This is a genomic window from Shinella sp. 20P9.1.1, assembly GCF_057798995.1.
Window position 1 is genome coordinate 1 of record NZ_JBYOLC010000026.1, and the last position, 20,450, is coordinate 20,450.

Consider the following 20,450-nt stretch of genomic DNA (forward strand, 5'->3'; position numbering starts at 1 on the left):
CGTAATGTTCTATCATATCGCATAAGTTCTATTATGGAACTCTCGATAGTCGCATAGACTGAACTCAGCAGCGTTGTTTCCACTGAAAGCTAATCCGAGGTTTTCCGAAGAGGGACCCGCCTTAAATCGTTCGTCGTGAACTATCGTTTCGAGTTGCGATGAGTGGAAACGATGCGTGAGCGATCCAGCACGTTATCTTCTTAGCATCAGCAAAGACGCTGGCGCATTCGCTGAACGGAGATTGTGGTGATGATGAGACCCATGTGCCGGGACAGCATGACTACAAGCTGCTGGGCGGCGGCGCCAACCACACGCAGCTTCAATAAAGCGACGGAGTTACGTCACGTGGCCACTCGATGCCAAGCTCGCCTCAGAAGCTCGTTCATTCCGCATTTGGATGCGCGGTAATGAATTTACGCCAGAACCCGGCGTTACGGTTGTACCACGCATCACCAGCGGGCCGTCGACCTTGATGGTCATGGCGCGCGTCTGCTTGCCGTGGATCGCCATGTCGATCAGGATTTCCGCGGCCTTCTGGCCCATCTCGTAATTGGGCAGCACCAGTGTCGAGAGCGGTGGATGGGTGTAGCGGGCGAGTTCCTGGTCGTCGTAGCCCATGACAGAGACATCCTGCGGCACGCGAAACCCCTTCTCCTGCGCCGCCTCCATCACGCCGATCGCCATCAGGTCGTTGCCGCAGAAGATCGCGGTGGGCGGATTGTCCATGGAGAGCAGGTCAAGACCCGCCTCGTAGCCGCGCAACGGCAGCCAATCGCCGTCGCGCACCAGGCTCTCGTCGAAGGCGATGTCGGCGGTGGCGAGCGCCTGCTTGTAGCCTTTCAGACGGTCCATCGCCGCATCCATCCACGGCTCGCCATTGATGAAACCGATGCGCTTGTGGCCGAGCGCCGTGAGATGCGCCGTCGCGGTAAAGCCGCCCGCCACCTCGCCCGGCACGATCGCCACATGCTGGCGCGGCTCGCCGTAGCAGTTGAGCAGCACGGTCGGCAGGGACTTCAATGCCTTGGGAACCGAGACTTTTCGCGTGAAGATCGTTGCGTAGACGACGCCGGCAATGGAGGGATCGCGCAGCACGGAGCGCAGAACCGCCTCTTCGAGGTCCGGATTGGAGCGGGTGGCGTGGGCGGAGACCAGAAGCCCCTGCTCGAAGGCATAGTCACGGATACCATCGAGGCTCACCACCGGATGCGGGCTGGTGGAGATTTCATCGACGATGAAGGCGATCGTATCCTTCTCGACCTTGGGGGCAGCGGCGACCGGGCTGCGGGTCGCAGGTAATTTATAACCTATTTTATGAGCAGCTTCGCGCACCTTCTGCTGCGTTTCCGGCGAGATGCGCGAGCCGGACATCTCATTGAGCACGAGCGACACGCTGGACTGAGAAACACCGGCAATGCGAGCGATGTCCGTCATTGTCGGGCGTCCACTCCCCTCTTTGTCCGTGTTGCGCCCGTTTCCCCTGGCCATGCGTCGTTCCTCGCCCCTTGACGTGCTTTGCACTGCACGCGGATTTTTTGCAAGTGCTCATAATTTTGGCTCTTGACTGCTCATATTATTAGCGCAAGATTTGCGCATGTGAAGCACGAATTTGCTCACGTCCGGTAGAGGAGCACCGGCCAGAACCTGGGAGGAGAACCCGCTCATGACCACCATTTCCCGTCGCACCTTCATGCTTGCGGCCACGGCCATCGGCGCGCTTGCCGTCGCCGGCGTCGCCATTGCCGAAGTGCCGAAGCTGGCACAGAAGGACACCTACAAGGTCGGCTTCGCGCAGACCGAATCCAACAATCCCTGGCGCATCGCCCAGACCAACAGCATGAAGGCCGAGGCTGAAAAGCTCGGCTACCAACTGGTCTATACGGATGCCGCCGGCTCGGCCGCCAAACAGGTTGCCGACGTCAATTCGATGATCGCCCAGGGCGTCGACGTCATCTTCCTCGCCCCGCGTGAAGAAAAGCCGCTGATCCCCGCCGTCATGGCCGCCAAGAAGGCCGGCATTCCGGTCATACTGCTCGACCGCTCGGTCGATCCGTCGCTCGCCAAGGCCGGCGAAGACTACCTGACCTTCATCGGCTCGAACTTCGTCGAGGAAGGCAAGCGCGTCGCCGAATGGCTGGCGAAGAACGCCAACGGCAAGTCCAAGATCATCGAACTGGAAGGCACGACCGGCTCGTCGCCGGCCAACGACCGCAAGAAGGGCTTCGATGAAGCGATCCAGGCCGCCGGCGGCTTCGAGATCGTCGCCTCGCAGACCGGTGATTTCGCCCGCGACAAGGGCCGCCAGGTGGCCGAAGCGCTGCTTCAAGCGCATCCGGACGCCGACATCATCTACGCCCACAACGACGAAATGGCGATCGGCGCCATCGCGGCGCTGGAAGCGGCCGGCAAGGTGCCGGGCAAGGACGTGCTCGTGCTTTCCATCGATGGTGGCAAGGAAGCCGTCCAGCTCGTCGTCGACGGCAAGATCGCGGCGGTCGTCGAGTGCAACCCGCGCTTCGGGCCCAAGGCCTTCGAAACGATGCAGCGCTACGCCAAGGGTGAAGCCATCGAGCCGAACCTCGTCAACGAAGACAAGTTCTACGACGCGTCCAACGCGGCGGCCGAACTCGCCAACGCATACTGATCGCATCTCCCAAGCACTTCGCGGCCGGGGCGGCAAAACCGTCTCGGCCGTTTTTTGAACGGGCCTGATCTTTGGTTCGTTCGGGTGTAGGCTTGAGAGGCCGTCCCGAAGGGCGGAGAGGAGGAACCGATGCTCTTGTCCATGCAGGGCATTTCCAAGGCGTTTGCCGGCGTCGCCGCGTTGAAATCGGCTTCGCTTGAGGTCGAGCCTGCGGAAGTCATGGCGCTTGTCGGCCAGAATGGCGCCGGCAAGTCGACACTCATCAAAATTCTGACCGGCGTTTATCGCCGGGATGCAGGCGACATCACCTTTGACGGCAAGCCCGTCGACTTCACCATGCCGGCAGAAGCACAAAGCGCCGGCATCGCGACGATCTATCAGGAAATCAATCTCGCGCCGCAGCGCTCGGTGGCGGAGAACATCTATCTCTCCCGCGAGCCGAAGCGCTTCGGCATGATCGACCATGCCGCCATGCGGCGCGGCGCGGCGGCCGTTCTGAAAACCTTCAACCTTGCCATCGACGTCGACCGTCCCGTCGCGCATTTCGATGCGGCGACACGGCAGATGGTGGCGATTGCCCGTGCCGTCACCCAGAACGCCCGCCTCGTCATCATGGACGAGCCGACCTCCTCGCTCGACGAGCGCGAGGTCGCCGTTCTCTTCGAAACGATCCGCACGCTGAAACGCTCCGGCGTCGCCGTCATCTTCATCGGCCACAGGCTGGACGAACTCTATGCTATCTGCGATCGCGTCACGATCATGCGGGACGGCCAGACGGTTGCGAAAAGCCCGATGGCCGACATGCCCAAGATGGCGCTGGTGCGTCACATGCTCGGCAAGGAGCTCGCCGCTTTCCAGGCGATGGCGCCCGATCAGGATGTGCCTGAGCGCCCCGTCCGCCTTTCCGTCGACAAGGCCGGTGCGGGCGTGCGCGTGCGCGATGTCAGCCTCGATGTGCGTGAAGGCGAGATTTCGGGCCTCGCCGGCCTGCTCGGCTCCGGCCGCACGGAAACGGCCCGCCTGATCTTCGGCGCCGACCGGATGCAGCGCGGCACCCTGCGCATGGATGGTCGTGCGCGCGCCTATCGCGAACCGGCGGATGCGATTGCTGACGGCATCGGCCTCGTTTCCGAGGACCGCAAGATCGACGGCATCGTGCCCGATATGAGCATCCGCGAAAACATGACGCTCGCCCTGCTGCCGAAGCTCAAGAAAGCCGGCATCGTCGACCGTGCCAGGCAGGACGAGATCGTCACCCGCTATATCCGCGCGCTCGGCGTCAAATGCGCCTCGCCCGACCAGCCGATCAAGGAACTGTCGGGCGGCAACCAGCAGAAGGTGCTGCTCGCCCGCTGGCTCGCCACCGATCCGCGCGTCCTCATCATCGACGAGCCAACCCGCGGCATCGATATCGGCGCGAAATCCGAAATCCTCAAGCTTCTGCGCAGTCTTGCCGATGAAGGCCTCAGCGTGCTGATGATCTCCTCCGAACTGGAAGAGCTTCTGGCCGCTGCCGACCGCGTCACCGTGCTCAGCGACGGCACGTCGGTCGCGACGCTGCCGCGCAAGGACCTGAGCGAGGCGGCGCTGCTTTCCGCCATGGCCCATCAGGTGGACCCATCGGGTGAAATGGCATGACCACGATCGAGACCCCCGCCCCGCAGCCTTCGGGCACGCTCTCCTCAGGCAGCCGGCTGTTCACACTGGCCGGCCGATACGGCACCCTCGTCGCCTTCCTGGCGCTCATCCTTTTCAACATCGCGGTGACGCCGAACTTCTTGTCCTGGCAGACGCTCAACGTGAACCTGACGCAGGTCGCCACCATCGTCATCGTCGCGACAGGCATGACGCTGGTCATCGCCACCGGCGGTATCGATCTGTCCGTCGGCTCGCTGATGGCAATATCGGGGGCGCTCGCGCCGATGATCTTCATGGGCCAGTTCTTCCATGTCGAGAACATGGCGTTCGCGGTGGCACTCGCGCTGCTGCTGCCCGTCGTGGTCGCCGGCCTCTTCGGACTGTTCAACGGCCTGCTCGTCACGCGCTTCTCCATCCAGCCGATCATCGCGACGCTGGTGCTGTTCATTGCCGGCCGCGGCATCGCGCAGGTCATGACCAACGGCAACCTGCAGGTCTTCAAGAACGAAAGCTTCCAGTTCATCGCCATGGGCCGCATCGCCGGCATTCCGGCGCAGGTCGTGCTGATGATGGTCATCGTCATCCTGGCCTCGGCGATGATCCGCTACACCGTCATCGGCCGCCAGATCATCGCGGTAGGCGGCAACGAGAAGGCGGCAAGGCTGACAGGCATCCCGGTCAAGCGCGTGAAACTGCTCCTCTACATGATCAGCGGCGCGCTCGCCGGTCTTGCCGGTTTGGTCGTGGTCGCGCGCAATTCGGCCAGCGACGCCAATCTCGTCGGCCTCGGCATGGAGCTCGATGCCATCGCTGCCGTCGCCGTCGGCGGCACGCTTCTCACGGGCGGGCGGGCCAATATCGTCGGCACCCTGCTCGGCGCCTTCGTCATCCAGCTCGTGCGCTACACGCTTCTCGCCAATGGCGTGCCGGATGCCGCAGCCCTCATCGTCAAGGCCGGGCTGATCGTGCTCGCCGTCTTTATCCAGCAGCGCACCGACAGCCATTGAGGAGACCCCCCATGCACACGCTCCTGCGCCCCTTTGCCATCAAGTCGTCTGGCGATCTCGCCCGCATCGGCGTCATCCTGGCGCTCGCCGGCCTCATCCTGTTCGGCGCACTGCGCTACGACAATTTCCTCTCGCCGTTCAATATCCTGAGTTTCCTGCGCTACAACTCCATGTTCGCGCTGATCGCGCTTGGCATGGCCTTCGTCATCATCACCGGCGGCATCGATCTTTCCGTCGGCGGCACGGCAGCCATGGCGAGCGTGGTCGCAGCGCTGGTTTCGCCCTATCACTGGACAGCCGGGCTTTTCGGCGGCATGGCGGCAGGCCTCGCGGTTGGCGCGCTCAACGGCTTCATCATCACGAAGATGCGCATCCAGCCCTTTATAGCCACGCTCGCGACCATGCTCGCTGCCTATGGCACAGGGCTGCTTCTCGCGGACAACCAGTCGGTCTCCGTCTCCTACGACACGGGCTTCACCACCATAGGTCAGGATGACTTCCTCGGCTTTCCAATCCCTGCCTGGATCGGACTTGCGGCCTATGTTATCGGCTGGCTGATACTCGAAAAGCTGCCGGTCGGCCGCCATATCCTCGCCATCGGCGACGGCGAGGCGACGGCCGGCCTGATGGGCCTCAAGGTCGAGCGGACACTTGCTATCGTCTACGCCGCCTCCGGCACGCTCGCCGGCCTTGCCGGCGTCATCCTCGCCGCGCAATTCGGCGCCGGCCAGCCGACGGAGGGCGTCGGCTGGGAACTGTTCGCGATTGCCTCTGTCGTGGTCGGCGGCACGCTTCTGACCGGCGGCTCCGGCTCGGTCGGCGCGACGCTGGCCGGCGCGTTGCTGCTCGCAATGGTCTTCAACATTCTCAATTTCGAAAACGGCCTCGGCTGGATTTCCCTTTCCGCCTACTGGCAATCGGTCATCCGCGGCGCCTTCCTTTTGGTTGTCGTGGTGCTGCAAGCCAAGTTGATGACACGGCACGGGGGCACTTGAGGCGGGCAGAAGTACTGCGTTTCAGTTAGCGTAGCGTCATCTCAGCCCTAGGAAGGACAGAATGACGATCAAACCCACAATGTAGATAATGCGATTCATGTCTGCTCTCCTGATGGATGTGCAAATGCTGAGTGCATAACGTTGTTCCGCATCGATGCGCTGCCGGTCGTGTCGTGCACCTTGGATTGCGCTGCAATATCCCTATATTGCGATGCACCAACAGGAGATGCGCATGACAATCGACGTGAAAAATCCGATCGCAGAGCTTCGCAAGTCCATGGGCTATACGCTCGAGCAGCTTTCGGTCATATCCGGACTGACGGAACTGGAAATAACAAAGCTCGAGAAGGGCGAACTGGTTGATGCGGTCAAGCTCGCTCGTCTGCTGAGCGCGTGTGGCGCCCGGCCGGCCTAGCCGGTGGGCGTGGCGCGACGAGAGGCGTGGGCCATGATCGCGTTCCTGCACCGCTATCCCAAACTCGACGCGGCGGCTATCGCGGCCTCGAAGGCTTTGCCTCCGCGCGATCGAGGTATCAGCGGCGTCATTGCCGTAACAAGATACCGAGGCGAGTGAAGCCGACGGAACACGTCAGGATCTTGCGAGGCACCTGTCAACCGAAGCACGTTCGATCAGCGCGCATGCAACTTTGTGAATAGCGTGCCGCGCCGAGGCTGGTTTCCTAGCGAGCTGTGCGATCGCCCATGCACCCATCGGCCGATGGGGAAGTTCGAGCGTAGTCAGTTGTGGGCGCAGATGGCGCGAAAGCTCATCGTCGTCATAGCCGACGACCGAAAGATCACCGGGGATCTTCATCCCCGCCTCTATAATCGCGTTGAAGCATCCCATCGCCATCTTGTCGTTCTGGCAGAAAATTGCGGTCGGCGGGTGCTCCAGCGACAGAAGTTTCTGCGTTACTTCGAAACCGGAGGTCGGTGTCCAGTTCCCTTCGGCCACCAGGCTGTCGTCGTAGGCGATGCCCGCTTGCGCCAATGCTTGCCTGTATCCCGTCAAGCGATCCTGCGCCGCCTCCATGAAGCTCTCGCCGACGATCGTGCCGATACGTTTATGGCCTTTTCTGAGCAGGGACATCGTGGCCATGTGGCCGCCGGTCGTCTCATCCGGAACAACGGCTGGAAATCGGTTGTCGTTGGTATAGCAATTGAGCAGCACCAGCGGTACGGGGAGCTTTTCAAGAACGGGGTCGAGCGACACGCGACGGGTAAAGATCGACATGTAGACGATACCCTGCGCACCGGCCTGCAGAAGCCGCTCTACGGCCTTCCGTTCGTGTTCGGCCCGACCCTGCGTCTGTGCAATCAGGATGGTCACGTCGTTTTCCCAGGAGGCGTGCCGGGCGCCCTCGATCGCGTTGACCGCTTCCGGCGTCGTCGCGAGCTGGTCTACGATGAAGCCGATGCAACTCCCACGCAAATTATCCAGGCCCGCCCGCCTTATCGGACCTGAGAGCCCATAGCCGAGGGTTTGAGCCAGTTCCAGCACCCGCGCACGCAGGTCCGGTGAGATCTTGATATCGGTGACATTGTTCAGGACGACGGAGACGGTCGCCTGCGAACAGCCGGCGGCCTTCGCTACGTCCATCATCGTCACGCGCTTCTTCGTCTTCAGGCTGCTCATCACGCCTCCGTGTGGTTCCTCTCTAACCCAACTAATGAATTTAGACCATTGACTAATAATTATTAGTAGAGGTAGCCTGAGAGCAGTTGGAGGAACGAACGAATGTATACGCAACCCACATTCGACTATGATATCGGTGCGCAGGTGGCACAGCTTGCCGAGGACGGTATCATTGGGCTGAAGGGCGCTTTCACCCCGCAATGGGCCGACGCGATGCGCGAGGACATGATGACCGCGTTCTGGTCTGCCATACAAAGACCGGGCGGCGCCGTCGGTCGCGGGCCACGCCGGTGGTATGTGGAAATTCACCCGCAGGCCTTCGGCGGGTTTGTCGATCTCATCACTCATCCTTGGGTCGTCGATGTCTGCACCAATGTGCTCGGACCGGACTATCAGATCGTGGAAATCGGCTTCGATGTGCCCTTCCAGGGCGCAAAGTACCAGCCCTGGCATCGCGATTTCCCCTCGCCGGTCGATACCTATCGCGACCGCAAAATCACCTCGCTCGCCTTCAATCTGACCGGCGTCGACGTCACGGAGGATATGGGGCCTTTCGAGGTCGCGCCGGGAACGCAGTATGACGATGGCCGCGACTGGAAGCACGAAATGTTCCCGGACAAGGCGCTGTGGGGCCGTTTCCAGGAACGCGCCACGCGCAAATATCCGCGGCGGGGGGACATTTCCTGCCGTTCGGCGCTGACGGTTCATCGCGGCACCGAACATCTGTCTCCCATTGCCCGCCCCGTGATGGTGCTCGGCGTCGACCGACCGGGAGCTGGGCATGCCGAACTGCACGACATGATGGTGACGCGCGAGTGGCATGACGCTCTCCCCGAAATCGCCATGCAGCATCTCGTCTGCCGAGTCGTCGGCGAACTGGTGCCAATAACGCAGAAACACGATATTGAAGGCTTGGTGATGGGCGCGGATCCCGCGTAGTACTTTCCCAGCGTGTATTAACCATTGTGATGAATGTCGACCCGCGCGGACGATTCGTCAGCCGTCTCATCGGATTGATTGGTACAAGACCAGGAAGGTCGCTGGCGCTCAAAACGGTACCCATGAACCGCACCGACAGCTGCTCGTCGGAGCGTGTTCTTCAATGGCCGCGAGGCCCGATGAGAAACGAAAGGCCCGAGCATCCGCCGGGCCTTTCGCTTTTGGCTGTCGCTGGCTTAAGCAAACACACACATTCCGACGACAGCCCACCCCGGATGAGCCATCCTACATTCCTTCCCCGTCGGCGCTTTAAACTTTGACGTACTGTCACCCGCCGGACGGAACATTCCTGGGATTAGCACGGTTGGTCGACATGAAAGGAGCTCAGCATGACCGACGATCCAAAAGACCCCAAAAAAACCGCAGGAAATCCCGCCGGGAGAAACGCCGGACTCGCTACCGGATATTCCCGAACGCCCAATTGAAGAGCCCGGTCCGGATGTCGTTCCGGAGGAAGCCCCCGACGGCACGCCCGTCCCGGGCGAGGAAGTCCCGACGAAGATGGGCAATTAAGTCGCGCTCGCAGAAGCCACCGAAATTTCCTCGAGTTGAAGGGGAACCAGTTTGCCTGAACGGCATTTATCGCCCCGGTCAGATTGGGAATAATGAAATGCTTTCTGTGATTTGGGACAACGCACTCGCCATCCTCCTTCCAGGCATGCCCCGCGCGATCGAGATCAAAGACCCCCGGAACGCCATGTTCGTGCTGGCGGAAAGATGGCCGGTGACCTACGGGCGCGCGTTTCAGCGGGCGCTCGCATTTTGTGCCAGGGCGATCGAAGGGAAATGCTCACCGTCCAGAGCTCGGTTGGCATTCCTCGCCGCAGCGGCGGGAGGCCAACGTACCAGTCGTTCGTTAAGGCTCACACCCACGGCTGGTGTATGCCTGTTCAATCGACCGGAACGAAACCGCCGCTCTCAGCATTTCTCTGCCACACGATGTTGGCTCGTCGCCCCGCTATCAAAGCGGGGCGTCTTTTTGGAGCCCTGCAGGAGGTCCACCATGAATGTCAGAATATCTCCCCCGCAACAGCCCACAACCGACCCTAATGTTGCGCTGGAATGCGAGCAGGCAATTGACGGCGCGGTGCGCGAACTTGTCGATCACGCCATCGTCGCCGGTTGGCCACCCGAGGCGGCATTTGAAGCGATCAAACGCGCCACGGAACGTCAAGCAATGGCCTATCACCAAGATCCCGATCCCGCAGATGACACGATCGAAGCGCGCCCGCCGACCGGCTTCTCGCTGGCGCCCTTCTAATGGCCGTCGAGGCCAACCACGGGTGCTCCGAACGGCATGAGGATCGATGAAGATCGCAACCTACAACGTCAACGGGGTCAACGGCCGCCTCGCCGTGCTTCTGCGATGGCTCGAAGAAGATGCGCCTGACGTCGTCTGCCTTCAGGAACTGAAATCGCCGAACGATCGGTTTCCACGCGCCGAACTGGAGCGCGCAGGCTATGGCGCGGTCTGGCACGGCCAGAAAAGCTGGAACGGCGTGGCGATCCTTGCCAAGGGCTTCGTGCCCCTCCTGACGCGACGCGATCTTCCGGGCGACCCGGACGATACGCACAGCCGCTATATCGAGGCCGCGGTCGATGGCCTTCTCATCGGTTGCCTCTATTTGCCGAACGGCAATCCCGCTCCCGGACCGAAGTTCGTCTATAAGTTGCGCTGGTTTACGCGGCTCCACGACTATGCCAAGGAATTGCTTGCTCTCGACATACCGGCAGCCCTTGTCGGCGATTTCAACGTCATGCCGACGGATCTCGACGTCTATGCCCCGGAGCGTTGGCGCGACGATGCGCTTTTTCGGCCGGAGGTGAGCGAGGCCTATGCCAATCTCCTCGCCGAAGGCTGGATCGACGCCATCCGCCATCTGCATCCCAATGAGCGCATCTACACCTTCTGGAAATATTGGCGCAATTCCTTCGAGCGCGATGCAGGTCTGCGTATCGATCACGCCCTGCTCAGCCCGGCGCTTGCCCCATGGCTACGAGCTGCGAGTGTGCGCCGGCGCCCACGAAGCTGGGAGCATACGAGCGACCATGCTCCGGTTATCATCGAGATCGATCCGCCGTCTAATCCCGACTAGGTTTCGATCTGCTGTGCGGTTCGGCGCTCGCGCGACCGTGCAGCCCGCCGCGCATCGCGAAGCTCCTCGATGGTCGGAAACCACCAGCCACGCCGACGCACGTCATATCCGGCCGCGGCCTTCGACGGCCACGTCTGCACCAGTTCCTCCAACGACGGAACGCGCCACGATCCCCAGATATGGTCATCAGAGATGTCGGGATAAAGATCGGCCGCCTCCTCGTGCTCGACCATCTCGCCGGTGAGATCGCTGACCACGATGATGCCATAGGCAGCAGTGACGATGGGCCGGCCCAGCGGCGGGAGGTCGTCGGCCGGAAGGGGAATGCGTCGGCGCCGGCGCTCGGCCGTTCGGCGGCGAGCTCTGCGCTCGTCCTCGGTGCCCTTACGCGCCTCGGCACGCTTGCGCCGTTCCTCCGGCTCGCAGCGCTGCGCCTCGCCTTCTATTGCCTGCCAATGATGGACAAGCTCGTCGTAGGAGGCGAACGGAACGCGCCAGACGTTGTGATCTCCATCCCATCGTGAGAACGGCACCTGGCGGATCTCTTCCACGATCTTGCGCGAATAGGGCGTCCTGATGCGAAACCCGTCCTTATCGACACTGAGATAGGGGCTGAGGATCGGCTCGAAGGCGAAGGCGTCCCTACCCTTTTCCCCTGCAAACGGATCGGCTCGGGAATCTTCCTTAGCTCTCCAGCGGTCGACGCGCCGCCAGGCCGTCTTTCCAGAAACGAGCCAAGCCTTGCGCCTATCGCTCCAACGGGCACGGGGAAATTCCTGCCGGAAACGCTGGACCGTCATCCGGTCGAACGGAAACGAGACGGCGGCACGCTCGTCGCCGTCGTCACCATCACCTATCTCCGGCTCGGCATCGTCATTCATTGGCGCACCCGCTACTCGTCAGTACCTAGTATGCCGGTCGCCGCGGTCACCTCCGCCCGGCTTGGCCTTGTGTCGACGGTCGGCCGACAGGGAACGACTGACGTGGACGCTGTCCCTGAACTGAACCTGTCATCCCGGCGGACATAGCGCTTGCCGGTTCCGGTATCGATGGTCTCAGCTTCGACATGCCTTTCTTCCCTTGGTTGCGGCTTTAAAGAACGCGCGGCGACGCCAAAAAGATGCAGTGAATCAAGAGCATATTCCAGACTCGTCATAGCGGTATAGAACCGCGCCTAACTTATTGATTTCTGATTCATTTTCTAATCGGAACAAATTCGTGAGTGATGCGCTTGAGTCGCTTTGGTTGCGTCGCGTCGGGAGTTTCGAGATGGCCGGTCATCGTGCTCAGTGGAAGGGTTTCATCAAGTTCGGCGAGGTGAGTTGCGGGGTTGGGCTCTACACCGCCGCCAGCACCTCCGAACGCATCTCGTTTCACACGATCAACAAGAAGACCGGCAACCGGGTGAACCGCGTTTTCATCGACAGTGACACGGGCAAGGAGGTCGAACGCGAGGACCAGACCAAGGGCTTCGAGATCGAGAACGGACAATACCTCATGATCGATCCCGAGGAGGTCGCGGCCACGATCCCGGACAGCAACAAGACGCTGACGGTCGAAGCCTTTATACCCTGCTCCGATGTCGACGACGTCTATTTCGACAAGCCGTACTATCTCGTCCCGACCGACCGCGTATCCTCCGACGCCTTCACTGTGCTGCGCGATACCATGGAGAAATCCCAGGTTGCTGCGGTAGCGCGCACGGTCCTCTTTCGTCGGATGCGAACGGTGCTGATCCGCACGCACGGCAAAGGGTTGATCGCGACGACCATGCAATATGACTATGAGGTTCGCTCGTCGGAAAAGGCGTTCGAAGAGGTTCCGAAGCTGCGCATCAAAGGCGAAATGCTGGACCTCGCCAAGCACATCATCGCCACCAAGAAAGGAACCTTCGATCCGGCGGAGTTCGATGACCGTTACGAGGCGGCCGTCGCCGAGCTAGTGAAGGCTAAGATCGAGGGCAAGGCTCTGCCGAAGCGCAAGGAGGTTAAGGTCTCGAAACCGGACGATCTGCTCGCGGCCCTGCGCGAGAGCGCCAAGATGTTGAAGGCTGGCGACGACAAGCCGAAGCGCTCGGCCGCCAATGCCAACAAGGGCGCCGGACGGAAGCCAGCGGCGCGCACGCCCGTGTCGAAGTCGAGCAGCGCTTCCGGCGCTCGGCGTAAAGCCGGTTGAGGAGAGAGCCCATGGCACCGCGCCCCTACTGGAAAGGATATCTGAAGCTCTCGCTCGTGACCTGCCCCGTCTCGATGTCGCCGGCGACGTCCGAAAGCGAGAAGGTGCGGTTCCATACCCACAACAAGAAAACGGACAACCGGGTCGTCTCGCAATATGTCGATGCGGTCACCCGCAAGCCGGTCAAGGACGAGGACGAGATGAAGGGCTACGCCCGCGGTGAGAACGACTATGTGCTTCTCACCGATGATGAGCTTGATGCAGTCGCCCTCGACACGGTCAAGACAATCGATATCGAGAAATTCGTGGCGCGCGACAGCATCGAATGGATTTATCTTGAGAAGCCGCACTATCTGGTGCCCGACGATCCGGTCGGACACGAGGCCTTCGCCGTGATCCGTGACGCCATGGCGTCCGGCAAGGTGCTCGGCATCTCCAGGCTGGTGATCGGCCGGCGCGAACGGGCTGTCGTGCTCGAGCCACGCGGCGAGGGCATCGTGCTCTGGACGCTGCGCTTCGGCGACGAGGTGCGACCGGAGGAATCCTACTTCGAGGATATCGATGACAAGGCGGACCCGGAGCTTATTCCCCTGGTGCAGAAGTTCATCGAACAGCACACCAGGGAATGGTCGGCCGACATGGTGTCCGACCCGGTGCAGGACGCCCTGCTCGACATTATCGCCAAAAAGAAGAAGGCGCTGAAACCGTCACGCAATGGCAAGGCCAAGGGTGAGGATCGCCCGTCCGGCGGCAATGTCATCGACATCATGGATGCGCTCCGCAAAAGCCTTGCCGCCGGCGGGAAAAGCAAGCGCGCATCCTGAATTCTTCACGTAAGATACCTATGTTCAGACTCTCGTGATGTGATGGATATCGATGAAACGAAAGCGCCAATCCGCCATCCCTCTTTACGATGAGTCCCGCGAGACGCTGCAGTCGCGTCCGGTTCGTAAACGCGACCCCGAACAGCCGAGCCTACCGTTCGACCCGCTGCCCGATCGCGTCGAGCCCTGTCTTGCCCTGTTCCTGCCGACGCCGCCAAAAGGAACGGACTGGCTCTACGAACTCAAATGGGACGGCTATCGCCTGGCGATCCACATCGAGCCGAAGGGCGTGCGGATCATCACGCGCGGCGGACACGACTGGACCGATCGTTTTCCGAGAATTGCCGAGGCCGCGAGGAAACTCGGCGTCGGCACAGCCATCCTTGATGGCGAGGCCGTGGTTCTCAACAAGGAGGGGCATTCGGATTTCGGGACACTTCAGCGCTCGCTCGGCGGCCGAGGCGGCAAGCGAGCTTCAACGGAGGCCGTTTTTTTTCGCCTTCGACCTGCTTTATTTCGACGGCCACGATCTGACCAAGACGGAACTTGCCGTTCGCCGGCATCTGCTCGAGGACTTTCTCGAGGGGTCTGTCGGTGCGGTGCAACTGTCCGAGGAAGCTCATGGGGACGGAGCGGAGCTACTGGCGAACGCCTGTCGGATGGGCCTCGAAGGCATCATCGCCAAACATCGCGATCGTCCCTATCGATCCGGCCGCACCGGCGACTGGATCAAGATCAAATGCGTCCAGAGCGAGAGCTTCATGATCGTCGGCTACGAGGTTTCGGAGTCCGCGCGCGGCGGCATCGGAAGCCTGCTGCTCGCCGCGCGCCACGGCGACGGCTGGGTATCGGTCGGCTCCGTCGGAACAGGGTTCAAGGCGGCGGATGCGCGATATCTGCGCAAGACACTCGACAAGCTGAAGACCAAGAGGCCGGTCGTGCCGCTGAAGGTCAAGAACTACGTCTTCGCCCAGCCCACCCTCATTGCCGAGATCGAGTTCAGAGGCTGGACCGACGATGACAATCTGCGCCATGCCTCCTACAAGGGGCTGCGTGAAGTGCAGGACAATGCCGCGGTGTTCGATATGGCCGCGATTTCCACAAACCGTTGATCACGCTCTGCGATCGAGATCGGCATGGTCGAGACCGAAGTGATCGAGCACGAGTTGCAGATTGCGCCGGTTGGATTTGAAATAGACGTCGAAAACGTCGCCTAGGACCGGGACGCTGCCTGCCACCGTATCGAAGCCCACATTGACAAGCATCTTGAAGAGCGTCTCCTTCGGCACGCCGAGACGACGCGCCTCGTTGACGATGAAGAGGCTGACCGCGGCGGCGCCGAAATCGCCAATGCCTGGGATAAGGCCAAGAACGGAGTCAGCACCGAGCGAGACGCCCGTGCCGGGAATTCGCAGCGCCGTATCCATCAATCTCGCCAAGCCGCGTATCCGGCGAAGACGCATCAAGTGCTCGATCGGAATGTCATGCTTCATACCAGATCGAGGTCCCCTGCCCTGTCTCGCACTCATGCTGCGGCCTTCTGCTTGCTGAGTCGTTTGATGGCCTGCTCAAGCGGACGCTGCCCATCGCAGTAGTCCTCCCAGGCTGTCGATTTCGCCAACAGCGCGGGCACAGTCCGGACGGTGAAGCGCTTCGGATCGAGGTCGGCTTTGACCTGCGTCCAGGTCAGCGGCATCGACACGGTGGCGCCCGCTCGCGCGCGCGGCGAAAGCGGCGCCACAGCGGTCGCCATGCGATCGTTGCGCAGATAGTCGAGGAAAATCCGTCCGCCGCGCAGGCTCTTCGTCATCTTGATCAGATAGAGGTCGGGATTGTCGCGGGCCATCTCCTGACAGACGTCACGGGCAAAGCCCTTGGCCTCGGCCCAGGACAGCGGCTTGCGCTTGTTGACGGCGAGCGGCGTCACGACATGCAGACCCTTGCCGCCGGTCGTCTTGCAGAAGCTGATCAGGCCGAGATCGTCCAGCCGATCGCGCATCTCGCGCGCAGCGGCGACCACCGTGGCGAAATCCACATCGGGGCCGGGATCAAGATCGAAGACCAGCCGCCCTGGCACTTCGGGCTGACCGGGTTCGCAGTTCCAGGGGTGAAGCTCGATGCCGCCGATCTGGGCGATGGCGATCAGCCCCTCGACGCGATCGACCTGCAAGTAAGGCTTCTTGTCGCCGAAGACCTTGACCAGCTCCAGCAAGTTCGACGTGCCGGGCATGGCATGACGCTGGAAGAATTGTTCGCCGCCGATGCCGTCGGGCGCGCGGATGATCGAACACGGCCGACCCTTTACGTGGTCGATGAGCCACGAACCGACAGCTTCGTGATAGCGGGCGAGATCCTCTTTCGTGACCGGCTCGCCATCGCCAGCATCCGGCCAAAGCGGTTTATCCGGATTGGAGATCAGCACACCCATGACCTCGGCTTTCGCGCCCTTGCGGCGGCTGGGTTTTGCCTTCGCCACGACCTCGGGTTCTGGCGTCGAGGTCTTTGCGGGAGAGGCCGGCTTTTCCGCCTCGACCTCGGCCGCCGGCTTATCCTCCCGCAGGCCCTTGAACGCGGCCTGACGGACAAGGCCGTCCGCGGTCCAGCCGGCGAACTCGATTTCGGCCACGAGTTCGGGCTTCAGCCAGAAGACTTCCCTTTCCTTCTTCGGCGCGCCGATCCCTGTGAAGGGGGACCTTTCCGTTTCGACCGCTCTCAGCTTCGGCAGCAGGATCTCGACCTTCTTCGCGCCGTAGCCCGTGCCGACGCGGCCGACATAGACGAAGTGGTCGCCGCGGTTGACGCCGACCAGCAGCGATCTGAACTTGCCGTTTGTCTTGGCGTAGCCGCCGATAACCACTTCATGGCCGGCGCGGCATTTGGATTTCGCCCAGGTGTCTGTCCGACCGGATCGGTAGGGTGCATCTGCCTGTTTTGAGACGATACCCTCGAGGGAGAGCTTGCAGGCAGAGCGCAGCACCGCGTCGCCGCCGGTTTCGAAATGCTCGACGAACCGCAGATGGGGGTCGTCTGTGGCATCGGTCAGAAGACCCTGAAGCCGCGATTTCCGATCGCCGAGAGGCTTCTCCCGCAGATCCTCGCCGCCATCAAACAGCAGGTCGAAAGCGAAATAGACGAGATTGCCGGTGTTTTTCTCCGACAGTGCCGCCTGCAGCGCGGCGAAATCCGGCGCGCCATTATCGTCGAGGGCGCAAATCTCGCCGTCGATGATGCAGTCTGGTAGCGACGAGGCAACCTCGGCGATCTCCGGATATTTGGCGGTCCAGTCGAGGCCCTTGCGGGTCTTCAGCGTCACCGTCCCATCGGCGACGCGCATCTGGATGCGATAGCCGTCGAATTTGATCTCGTGCAGCCAGTTATCGCCGGCGGGCGGACGATCGAGCGTTTCGCAGAGCTGCGGCGGGATGAACTCTGGAAGATCCACAGCCGTGGACGTCGCCACCTTTTTGCTGGGTCGATTTTTCTTGCGCTCCTCGGCTGCAAGGCCGTGCTTGCTGTCCCAGACGGCATCCGCGTCGACATCGCCGATCGCCATCATGAACGGCGTCGGCTTGCGGCCCTTGCCGGCAGCAATCTGTGCCATGGCGCGCCCCGAGGCGATGGAGGTCATGTTCTCGTCGAGGATGGCCGCGCCGTTCTCCTCCACTGAATGGTGGTCATGGTGCTTGATCAGCAGCCAGTTGGTGCGCTTGCCGCCGTCGCGGTCGTGGCGCATCCGAACCAGCACGAAGCTGCCGTGCAGGCGCTTGCCGTGTAGCGTAAACTTGAAATCGCCCTTCTTGAGCGCCTCTTCCGGCGACTTGTCGCCCTCCGTCTCCCAGTAGCCTCGGTCCCACAGCATCACCGTGCCGCCACCATATTGGCCTTTCGGGATCGTGCCTTCGAAATCGCCATAGTCGAGCGGGTGGTCTTCCACCTCGACCGCGAGCCGCTTGTCGCTCGGATCGAGCGACGGCCCCTTGGTCACGGCCCAGGACTTGAGCACGCCGTCGAGTTCGAGACGGAGATCGTAGTGGAGACGAGTCGCATCGTGTTTCTGGATGATGAAGCGCAGACGGTTTGAGGGTTTGACCTCCGTCGAACCGCTCGGCTCCTGAGTCTGCTTGAAATCCCGCTTCTTCTTGTAGGTTGAGAGCTTGTCAGCCGCCATCATCGACCTCGATCCATCCCGCGTTTCCGGCGTCATCCGGATGCGTCGAGACGAAAACCCCGCGCGATAGATTGTTGTTCCCTCGGCTCAGCCGGCATCTGGTTGCGGGTGCCGAACGCGGCGAGGATTTTCATGGCAACGGGTACGGTCAAGTTTTTCAATCAGGACAAGGGTTTCGGGTTCATCACGCCCGATGATAGTGGGCAGGATGTGTTCGTTCATGTCTCCGGCGTGATTTCAGGTGGGCCGCTGCGGGATGGCTCGAAGGTCAGCTATGATCTCGGCCAGGACCGCAAGACCGGCAAGTCGAAGGCGGAAAACGTTCGCACGATCTGATCGACGTGGGCCAAGGGCGGCGGCTAGTCGATGCCGCCGCCAAGCAGTTCAAGGGTTCGCGGGTCCGGTTCGCCGGCGAAGAAGCGCTGAAGGGCGAGCCGAAACCTGTCCTCCTTTGCGCCGGCGGCCTCGTTGAACAGGGTCATCGATGAGCGGAACTTCAGATCGTCCGGCGAGCCGAACATCTCGTGGGGCGAGCGGTGGGAGACCCCGAGCACGGCATCGACCGACCGCGCCAACCGTTCAGCAAGCACGGGATGCTGGAGAAAGGCCCGAGCCTCGTCGATGGAGCCGATCCCGTAGAAGTTCGCCGTCGGCGATCTGCCGAGCGCACGCAACTGCGGAAAGACGAACCACATCCAATGGGTTTCCTTGCGCCCGGCTCTCAACTCGGCAAGGACTGTATCGAAGACGAGATCCTGCGCCGCGACGAAGCGGGAAAGCTCAAATGGATCGTTCTCTGCCATCGATCGCCGCCTTCGATGTCGACCTCAGATTGGCGCTGCTGCCAACAGGACCGCTACAGGAACGGTTATGGCCGACGCGCTGATGGCCAATGCCGTCACATATCTGATGATGCGGGCGCGCCGCGCGCGCCGGGGATCCCATTCATACGCCATACAAAGTCCCTCCGTCGCCAAAGAAACCATGGGCAGCGCGTAGAGTCCATCATGGCCGTAAAGGAAACCAACCTCGCCAGCGCTCGCCATTGCAAAGTGGCCCGCTGCTCCCATCTTTTGGCGTGGGGGTCAGTGGAGACGTGCAATGCGACAGTTTTTCAAAGATATCGTATCGGATGACGGGATCGAAATCATTACACCGAAGAAAAGGGCGACTGGCACCCGATGCTCCGCCCTTTGCCTTTGCTGCGAGTGGGCGGACCAACCGATGGACGACGACGGTTGCGGAATTTGCGATGCATGTCTGGGTTTGCCCGCTCGCGCGGTCGCCGATCCGGGCGGCCTTGAATTTCCCCCTGCCCTCCCCCATCTACCGGTGACTGCCCGTAATCGATGACTGCCTGCAGCGATGGTTATTCCGTCGCGCGTTCGCAGTCGTCCGGGTCAGAAGGGCGCTCCCCGAAAGGGTCGAGCGCCCTTCGTTGTTCCGGGCGGTCTTTTGTGTCGTCAACCCGCACACGTTCATTCCGCTCGAGCGTTTGACTTCCGACCCTGCCGCACCAGATCATCTCCGTTTGTTCTCCTCAAGTGGATGAACCGGGGAGATCCAGGCAGCCCCCGCTGCATCGGATCTCCCCATCAACAGACTTGCATGCAGGATACGAAATGCCTCTCAACACGAAAAATGGCGCAACGGCGCCGAAGGAACTCGGGCTGTTTTGGCCGATGCAGACGCTCGAGGGAAAGACCATCGACGTCTATGTCTACGCCAGCACGCTGCAATGGTTCGATGCCGATCCGGTCGGCCCGGTCGGATTGCTCAAGCGGCATAGGGCTTTGCTGGAAACCATCGCCAGCGAAAAATTCGATCGATGCAACCCACCCGACGCCGGCCCGCTTCATATCTCGGAAGAAGACTTGCACAGAGAGCGCGCACGACTGACGGGGTAGTCGACGACGACGAATAGCGCGGGCAACAGGTGGAAAATCCGTGGCGTTACCCGATGTTCTGGCAGCACGGCTGTAACAAAAGGAGCGGCTGACCGGCCGCTCCTTCTAAATCATATAATTTCCGGCTCGGTCAGCGCCGGTAGCGCAGACGCTCCTGCTCGATCTCGGCGGGACCGTAGGGATCGAGCGTGTCGTCAAAGCGCGTCCAGCCCTGCTCGGCATAGGCGGCGCGGCGCTCGGCGGGATCGACCCAGTTCGACTGACGCAGGATCGCTTCTGCTTCTGCATAGAGGCTTTCGTCAACGCGAGCGGTGACGAGCGTGCCGCCGCGACGAACGCCTTCGGCATAGACATGTGCATG

The 20,450-nt window shown here is 61.6% G+C and carries 18 protein-coding genes and 3 pseudogenes; 14 read left to right on the forward strand and 7 right to left on the reverse strand.

What is annotated here, in order from left to right; all coding sequences use genetic code 11:
• Positions 1 to 336 precede the first annotated feature (336 nt).
• A complete protein-coding gene (locus AC27VQ_RS25485; protein ID WP_488718534.1) occupies positions 337 to 1,488 on the reverse strand; it encodes a LacI family DNA-binding transcriptional regulator in 1,152 nt (383 codons plus the stop codon).
• A 175-nt stretch (positions 1,489 to 1,663) separates the two neighbouring features.
• Here AC27VQ_RS25485 and AC27VQ_RS25490 point away from each other — a divergent pair, with 175 nt between their 5' ends.
• The 5 genes from AC27VQ_RS25490 to AC27VQ_RS25510 all read left to right on the forward strand — a co-directional run bounded on the left by AC27VQ_RS25490 (position 1,664) and on the right by AC27VQ_RS25510 (position 6,699).
• On the forward strand, positions 1,664 to 2,644 hold the full coding sequence (locus AC27VQ_RS25490; protein ID WP_298094120.1) for an ABC transporter substrate-binding protein: 981 nt from the start codon (positions 1,664 to 1,666) through the stop codon (positions 2,642 to 2,644).
• A 129-nt stretch (positions 2,645 to 2,773) separates the two neighbouring features.
• Positions 2,774 to 4,282, forward strand: a complete 1,509-nt coding sequence (locus AC27VQ_RS25495; RefSeq protein ID WP_488718535.1) for a sugar ABC transporter ATP-binding protein — start codon at positions 2,774 to 2,776, stop codon at positions 4,280 to 4,282.
• Complete coding sequence (locus AC27VQ_RS25500) at positions 4,279 to 5,289, forward strand: ABC transporter permease (RefSeq protein ID WP_488718536.1); 1,011 nt, start codon at positions 4,279 to 4,281, stop codon at positions 5,287 to 5,289. The genes AC27VQ_RS25495 and AC27VQ_RS25500 overlap by 4 nt, the downstream gene beginning before the upstream one ends.
• Positions 5,290 to 5,300: 11 nt before the next feature.
• Positions 5,301 to 6,284, forward strand: a complete 984-nt coding sequence (locus tag AC27VQ_RS25505) for an ABC transporter permease (RefSeq protein ID WP_488718537.1) — start codon at positions 5,301 to 5,303, stop codon at positions 6,282 to 6,284.
• Positions 6,285 to 6,516: 232 nt separating this feature from the next.
• Positions 6,517 to 6,699, forward strand: coding sequence for a helix-turn-helix domain-containing protein (locus tag AC27VQ_RS25510; protein ID WP_488718538.1), 183 nt, complete (start codon positions 6,517 to 6,519; stop codon positions 6,697 to 6,699).
• Between the two features lie 174 nt (positions 6,700 to 6,873).
• Here AC27VQ_RS25510 and AC27VQ_RS25515 read toward each other — a convergent pair whose 3' ends face one another.
• Complete coding sequence (locus tag AC27VQ_RS25515; protein WP_488718539.1) at positions 6,874 to 7,920, reverse strand: LacI family DNA-binding transcriptional regulator; 1,047 nt, start codon at positions 7,918 to 7,920, stop codon at positions 6,874 to 6,876.
• 102 nt (positions 7,921 to 8,022) lie between these two features.
• On the opposite strand from AC27VQ_RS25515, the gene AC27VQ_RS25520 reads away from it, so the two are divergent.
• The 4 genes and pseudogenes from AC27VQ_RS25520 (at position 8,023) to xth (ending at position 11,015) form a co-directional block, all read left to right on the forward strand.
• The gene (locus AC27VQ_RS25520; RefSeq protein ID WP_488718540.1) at positions 8,023 to 8,859 is read left to right on the forward strand and encodes a phytanoyl-CoA dioxygenase family protein; all 837 of its coding nucleotides are present in this window, start codon (positions 8,023 to 8,025) and stop codon (positions 8,857 to 8,859) included.
• Between the two features lie 670 nt (positions 8,860 to 9,529).
• Positions 9,530 to 9,736: pseudogene (locus tag AC27VQ_RS25525) on the forward strand (DUF982 domain-containing protein); the annotation flags it as partial.
• Between the two features lie 186 nt (positions 9,737 to 9,922).
• The gene (locus AC27VQ_RS25530) at positions 9,923 to 10,180 is read left to right on the forward strand and encodes a hypothetical protein (RefSeq protein ID WP_488718550.1); all 258 of its coding nucleotides are present in this window, start codon (positions 9,923 to 9,925) and stop codon (positions 10,178 to 10,180) included.
• Between the two features lie 46 nt (positions 10,181 to 10,226).
• Positions 10,227 to 11,015: an exodeoxyribonuclease III gene (xth, locus tag AC27VQ_RS25535; protein WP_488718541.1), complete on the forward strand. Its 789-nt coding sequence runs from the start codon at positions 10,227 to 10,229 to the stop codon at positions 11,013 to 11,015.
• Here the strand turns inward: xth and AC27VQ_RS25540 are convergent.
• Positions 11,012 to 11,896: a hypothetical protein gene (locus AC27VQ_RS25540; RefSeq protein WP_488718542.1), complete on the reverse strand. Its 885-nt coding sequence runs from the start codon at positions 11,894 to 11,896 to the stop codon at positions 11,012 to 11,014. The two genes, xth and AC27VQ_RS25540, sit on opposite strands and share 4 nt — an antisense overlap.
• Positions 11,897 to 12,284: 388 nt before the next feature.
• Between AC27VQ_RS25540 and ku (AC27VQ_RS25545) the strand changes: the two genes are divergently transcribed.
• The 3 genes and pseudogenes from ku (AC27VQ_RS25545) to ligD (AC27VQ_RS25555) all read left to right on the forward strand — a co-directional run bounded on the left by ku (AC27VQ_RS25545) (position 12,285) and on the right by ligD (AC27VQ_RS25555) (position 15,126).
• Positions 12,285 to 13,190 carry a non-homologous end joining protein Ku gene (gene ku, locus AC27VQ_RS25545; protein WP_488718543.1) on the forward strand — a complete coding sequence of 302 codons (906 nt, stop codon included), beginning with the start codon at positions 12,285 to 12,287 and terminating at the stop codon, positions 13,188 to 13,190.
• 11 nt (positions 13,191 to 13,201) lie between these two features.
• Positions 13,202 to 14,014 (forward strand): non-homologous end joining protein Ku, encoded by an 813-nt coding sequence (ku, locus tag AC27VQ_RS25550; RefSeq protein WP_488718544.1) that lies wholly within the window; start codon positions 13,202 to 13,204, stop codon positions 14,012 to 14,014.
• 52 nt (positions 14,015 to 14,066) lie between these two features.
• Positions 14,067 to 15,126: pseudogene (gene ligD, locus AC27VQ_RS25555) on the forward strand (non-homologous end-joining DNA ligase).
• Here ligD (AC27VQ_RS25555) and AC27VQ_RS25560 read toward each other — a convergent pair.
• Positions 15,127 to 15,543 (reverse strand): DUF4112 domain-containing protein, encoded by a 417-nt coding sequence (locus AC27VQ_RS25560; RefSeq protein ID WP_488718545.1) that lies wholly within the window; start codon positions 15,541 to 15,543, stop codon positions 15,127 to 15,129. It abuts the pseudogene before it with no gap.
• On the reverse strand, positions 15,540 to 18,182 hold the full coding sequence (gene ligD / locus AC27VQ_RS25565; RefSeq protein WP_488718546.1) for a DNA ligase D: 2,643 nt from the start codon (positions 18,180 to 18,182) through the stop codon (positions 15,540 to 15,542). Before ligD (AC27VQ_RS25565) ends, AC27VQ_RS25560 begins: the two co-directional genes overlap by 4 nt.
• 132 nt (positions 18,183 to 18,314) lie before the next feature.
• Between ligD (AC27VQ_RS25565) and AC27VQ_RS25570 the strand changes: the two genes are divergently transcribed.
• On the forward strand, positions 18,315 to 18,518 hold the full coding sequence (locus AC27VQ_RS25570) for a cold-shock protein (RefSeq protein WP_488718547.1): 204 nt from the start codon (positions 18,315 to 18,317) through the stop codon (positions 18,516 to 18,518).
• Between the two features lie 23 nt (positions 18,519 to 18,541).
• On the opposite strand, the gene AC27VQ_RS25575 is transcribed toward AC27VQ_RS25570, so the two are convergent.
• Positions 18,542 to 18,985: a DUF1810 domain-containing protein gene (locus AC27VQ_RS25575; protein WP_488718548.1), complete on the reverse strand. Its 444-nt coding sequence runs from the start codon at positions 18,983 to 18,985 to the stop codon at positions 18,542 to 18,544.
• Between the two features lie 819 nt (positions 18,986 to 19,804).
• Here AC27VQ_RS25575 and AC27VQ_RS25580 point away from each other — a divergent pair.
• On the forward strand, positions 19,805 to 20,089 hold the full coding sequence (locus AC27VQ_RS25580) for a hypothetical protein (RefSeq protein ID WP_488718549.1): 285 nt from the start codon (positions 19,805 to 19,807) through the stop codon (positions 20,087 to 20,089).
• 130 nt (positions 20,090 to 20,219) lie between these two features.
• Here the strand turns inward: AC27VQ_RS25580 and AC27VQ_RS25585 are convergent.
• Positions 20,220 to 20,450 (reverse strand): annotated as a pseudogene (locus AC27VQ_RS25585) (hypothetical protein); the annotation flags it as partial.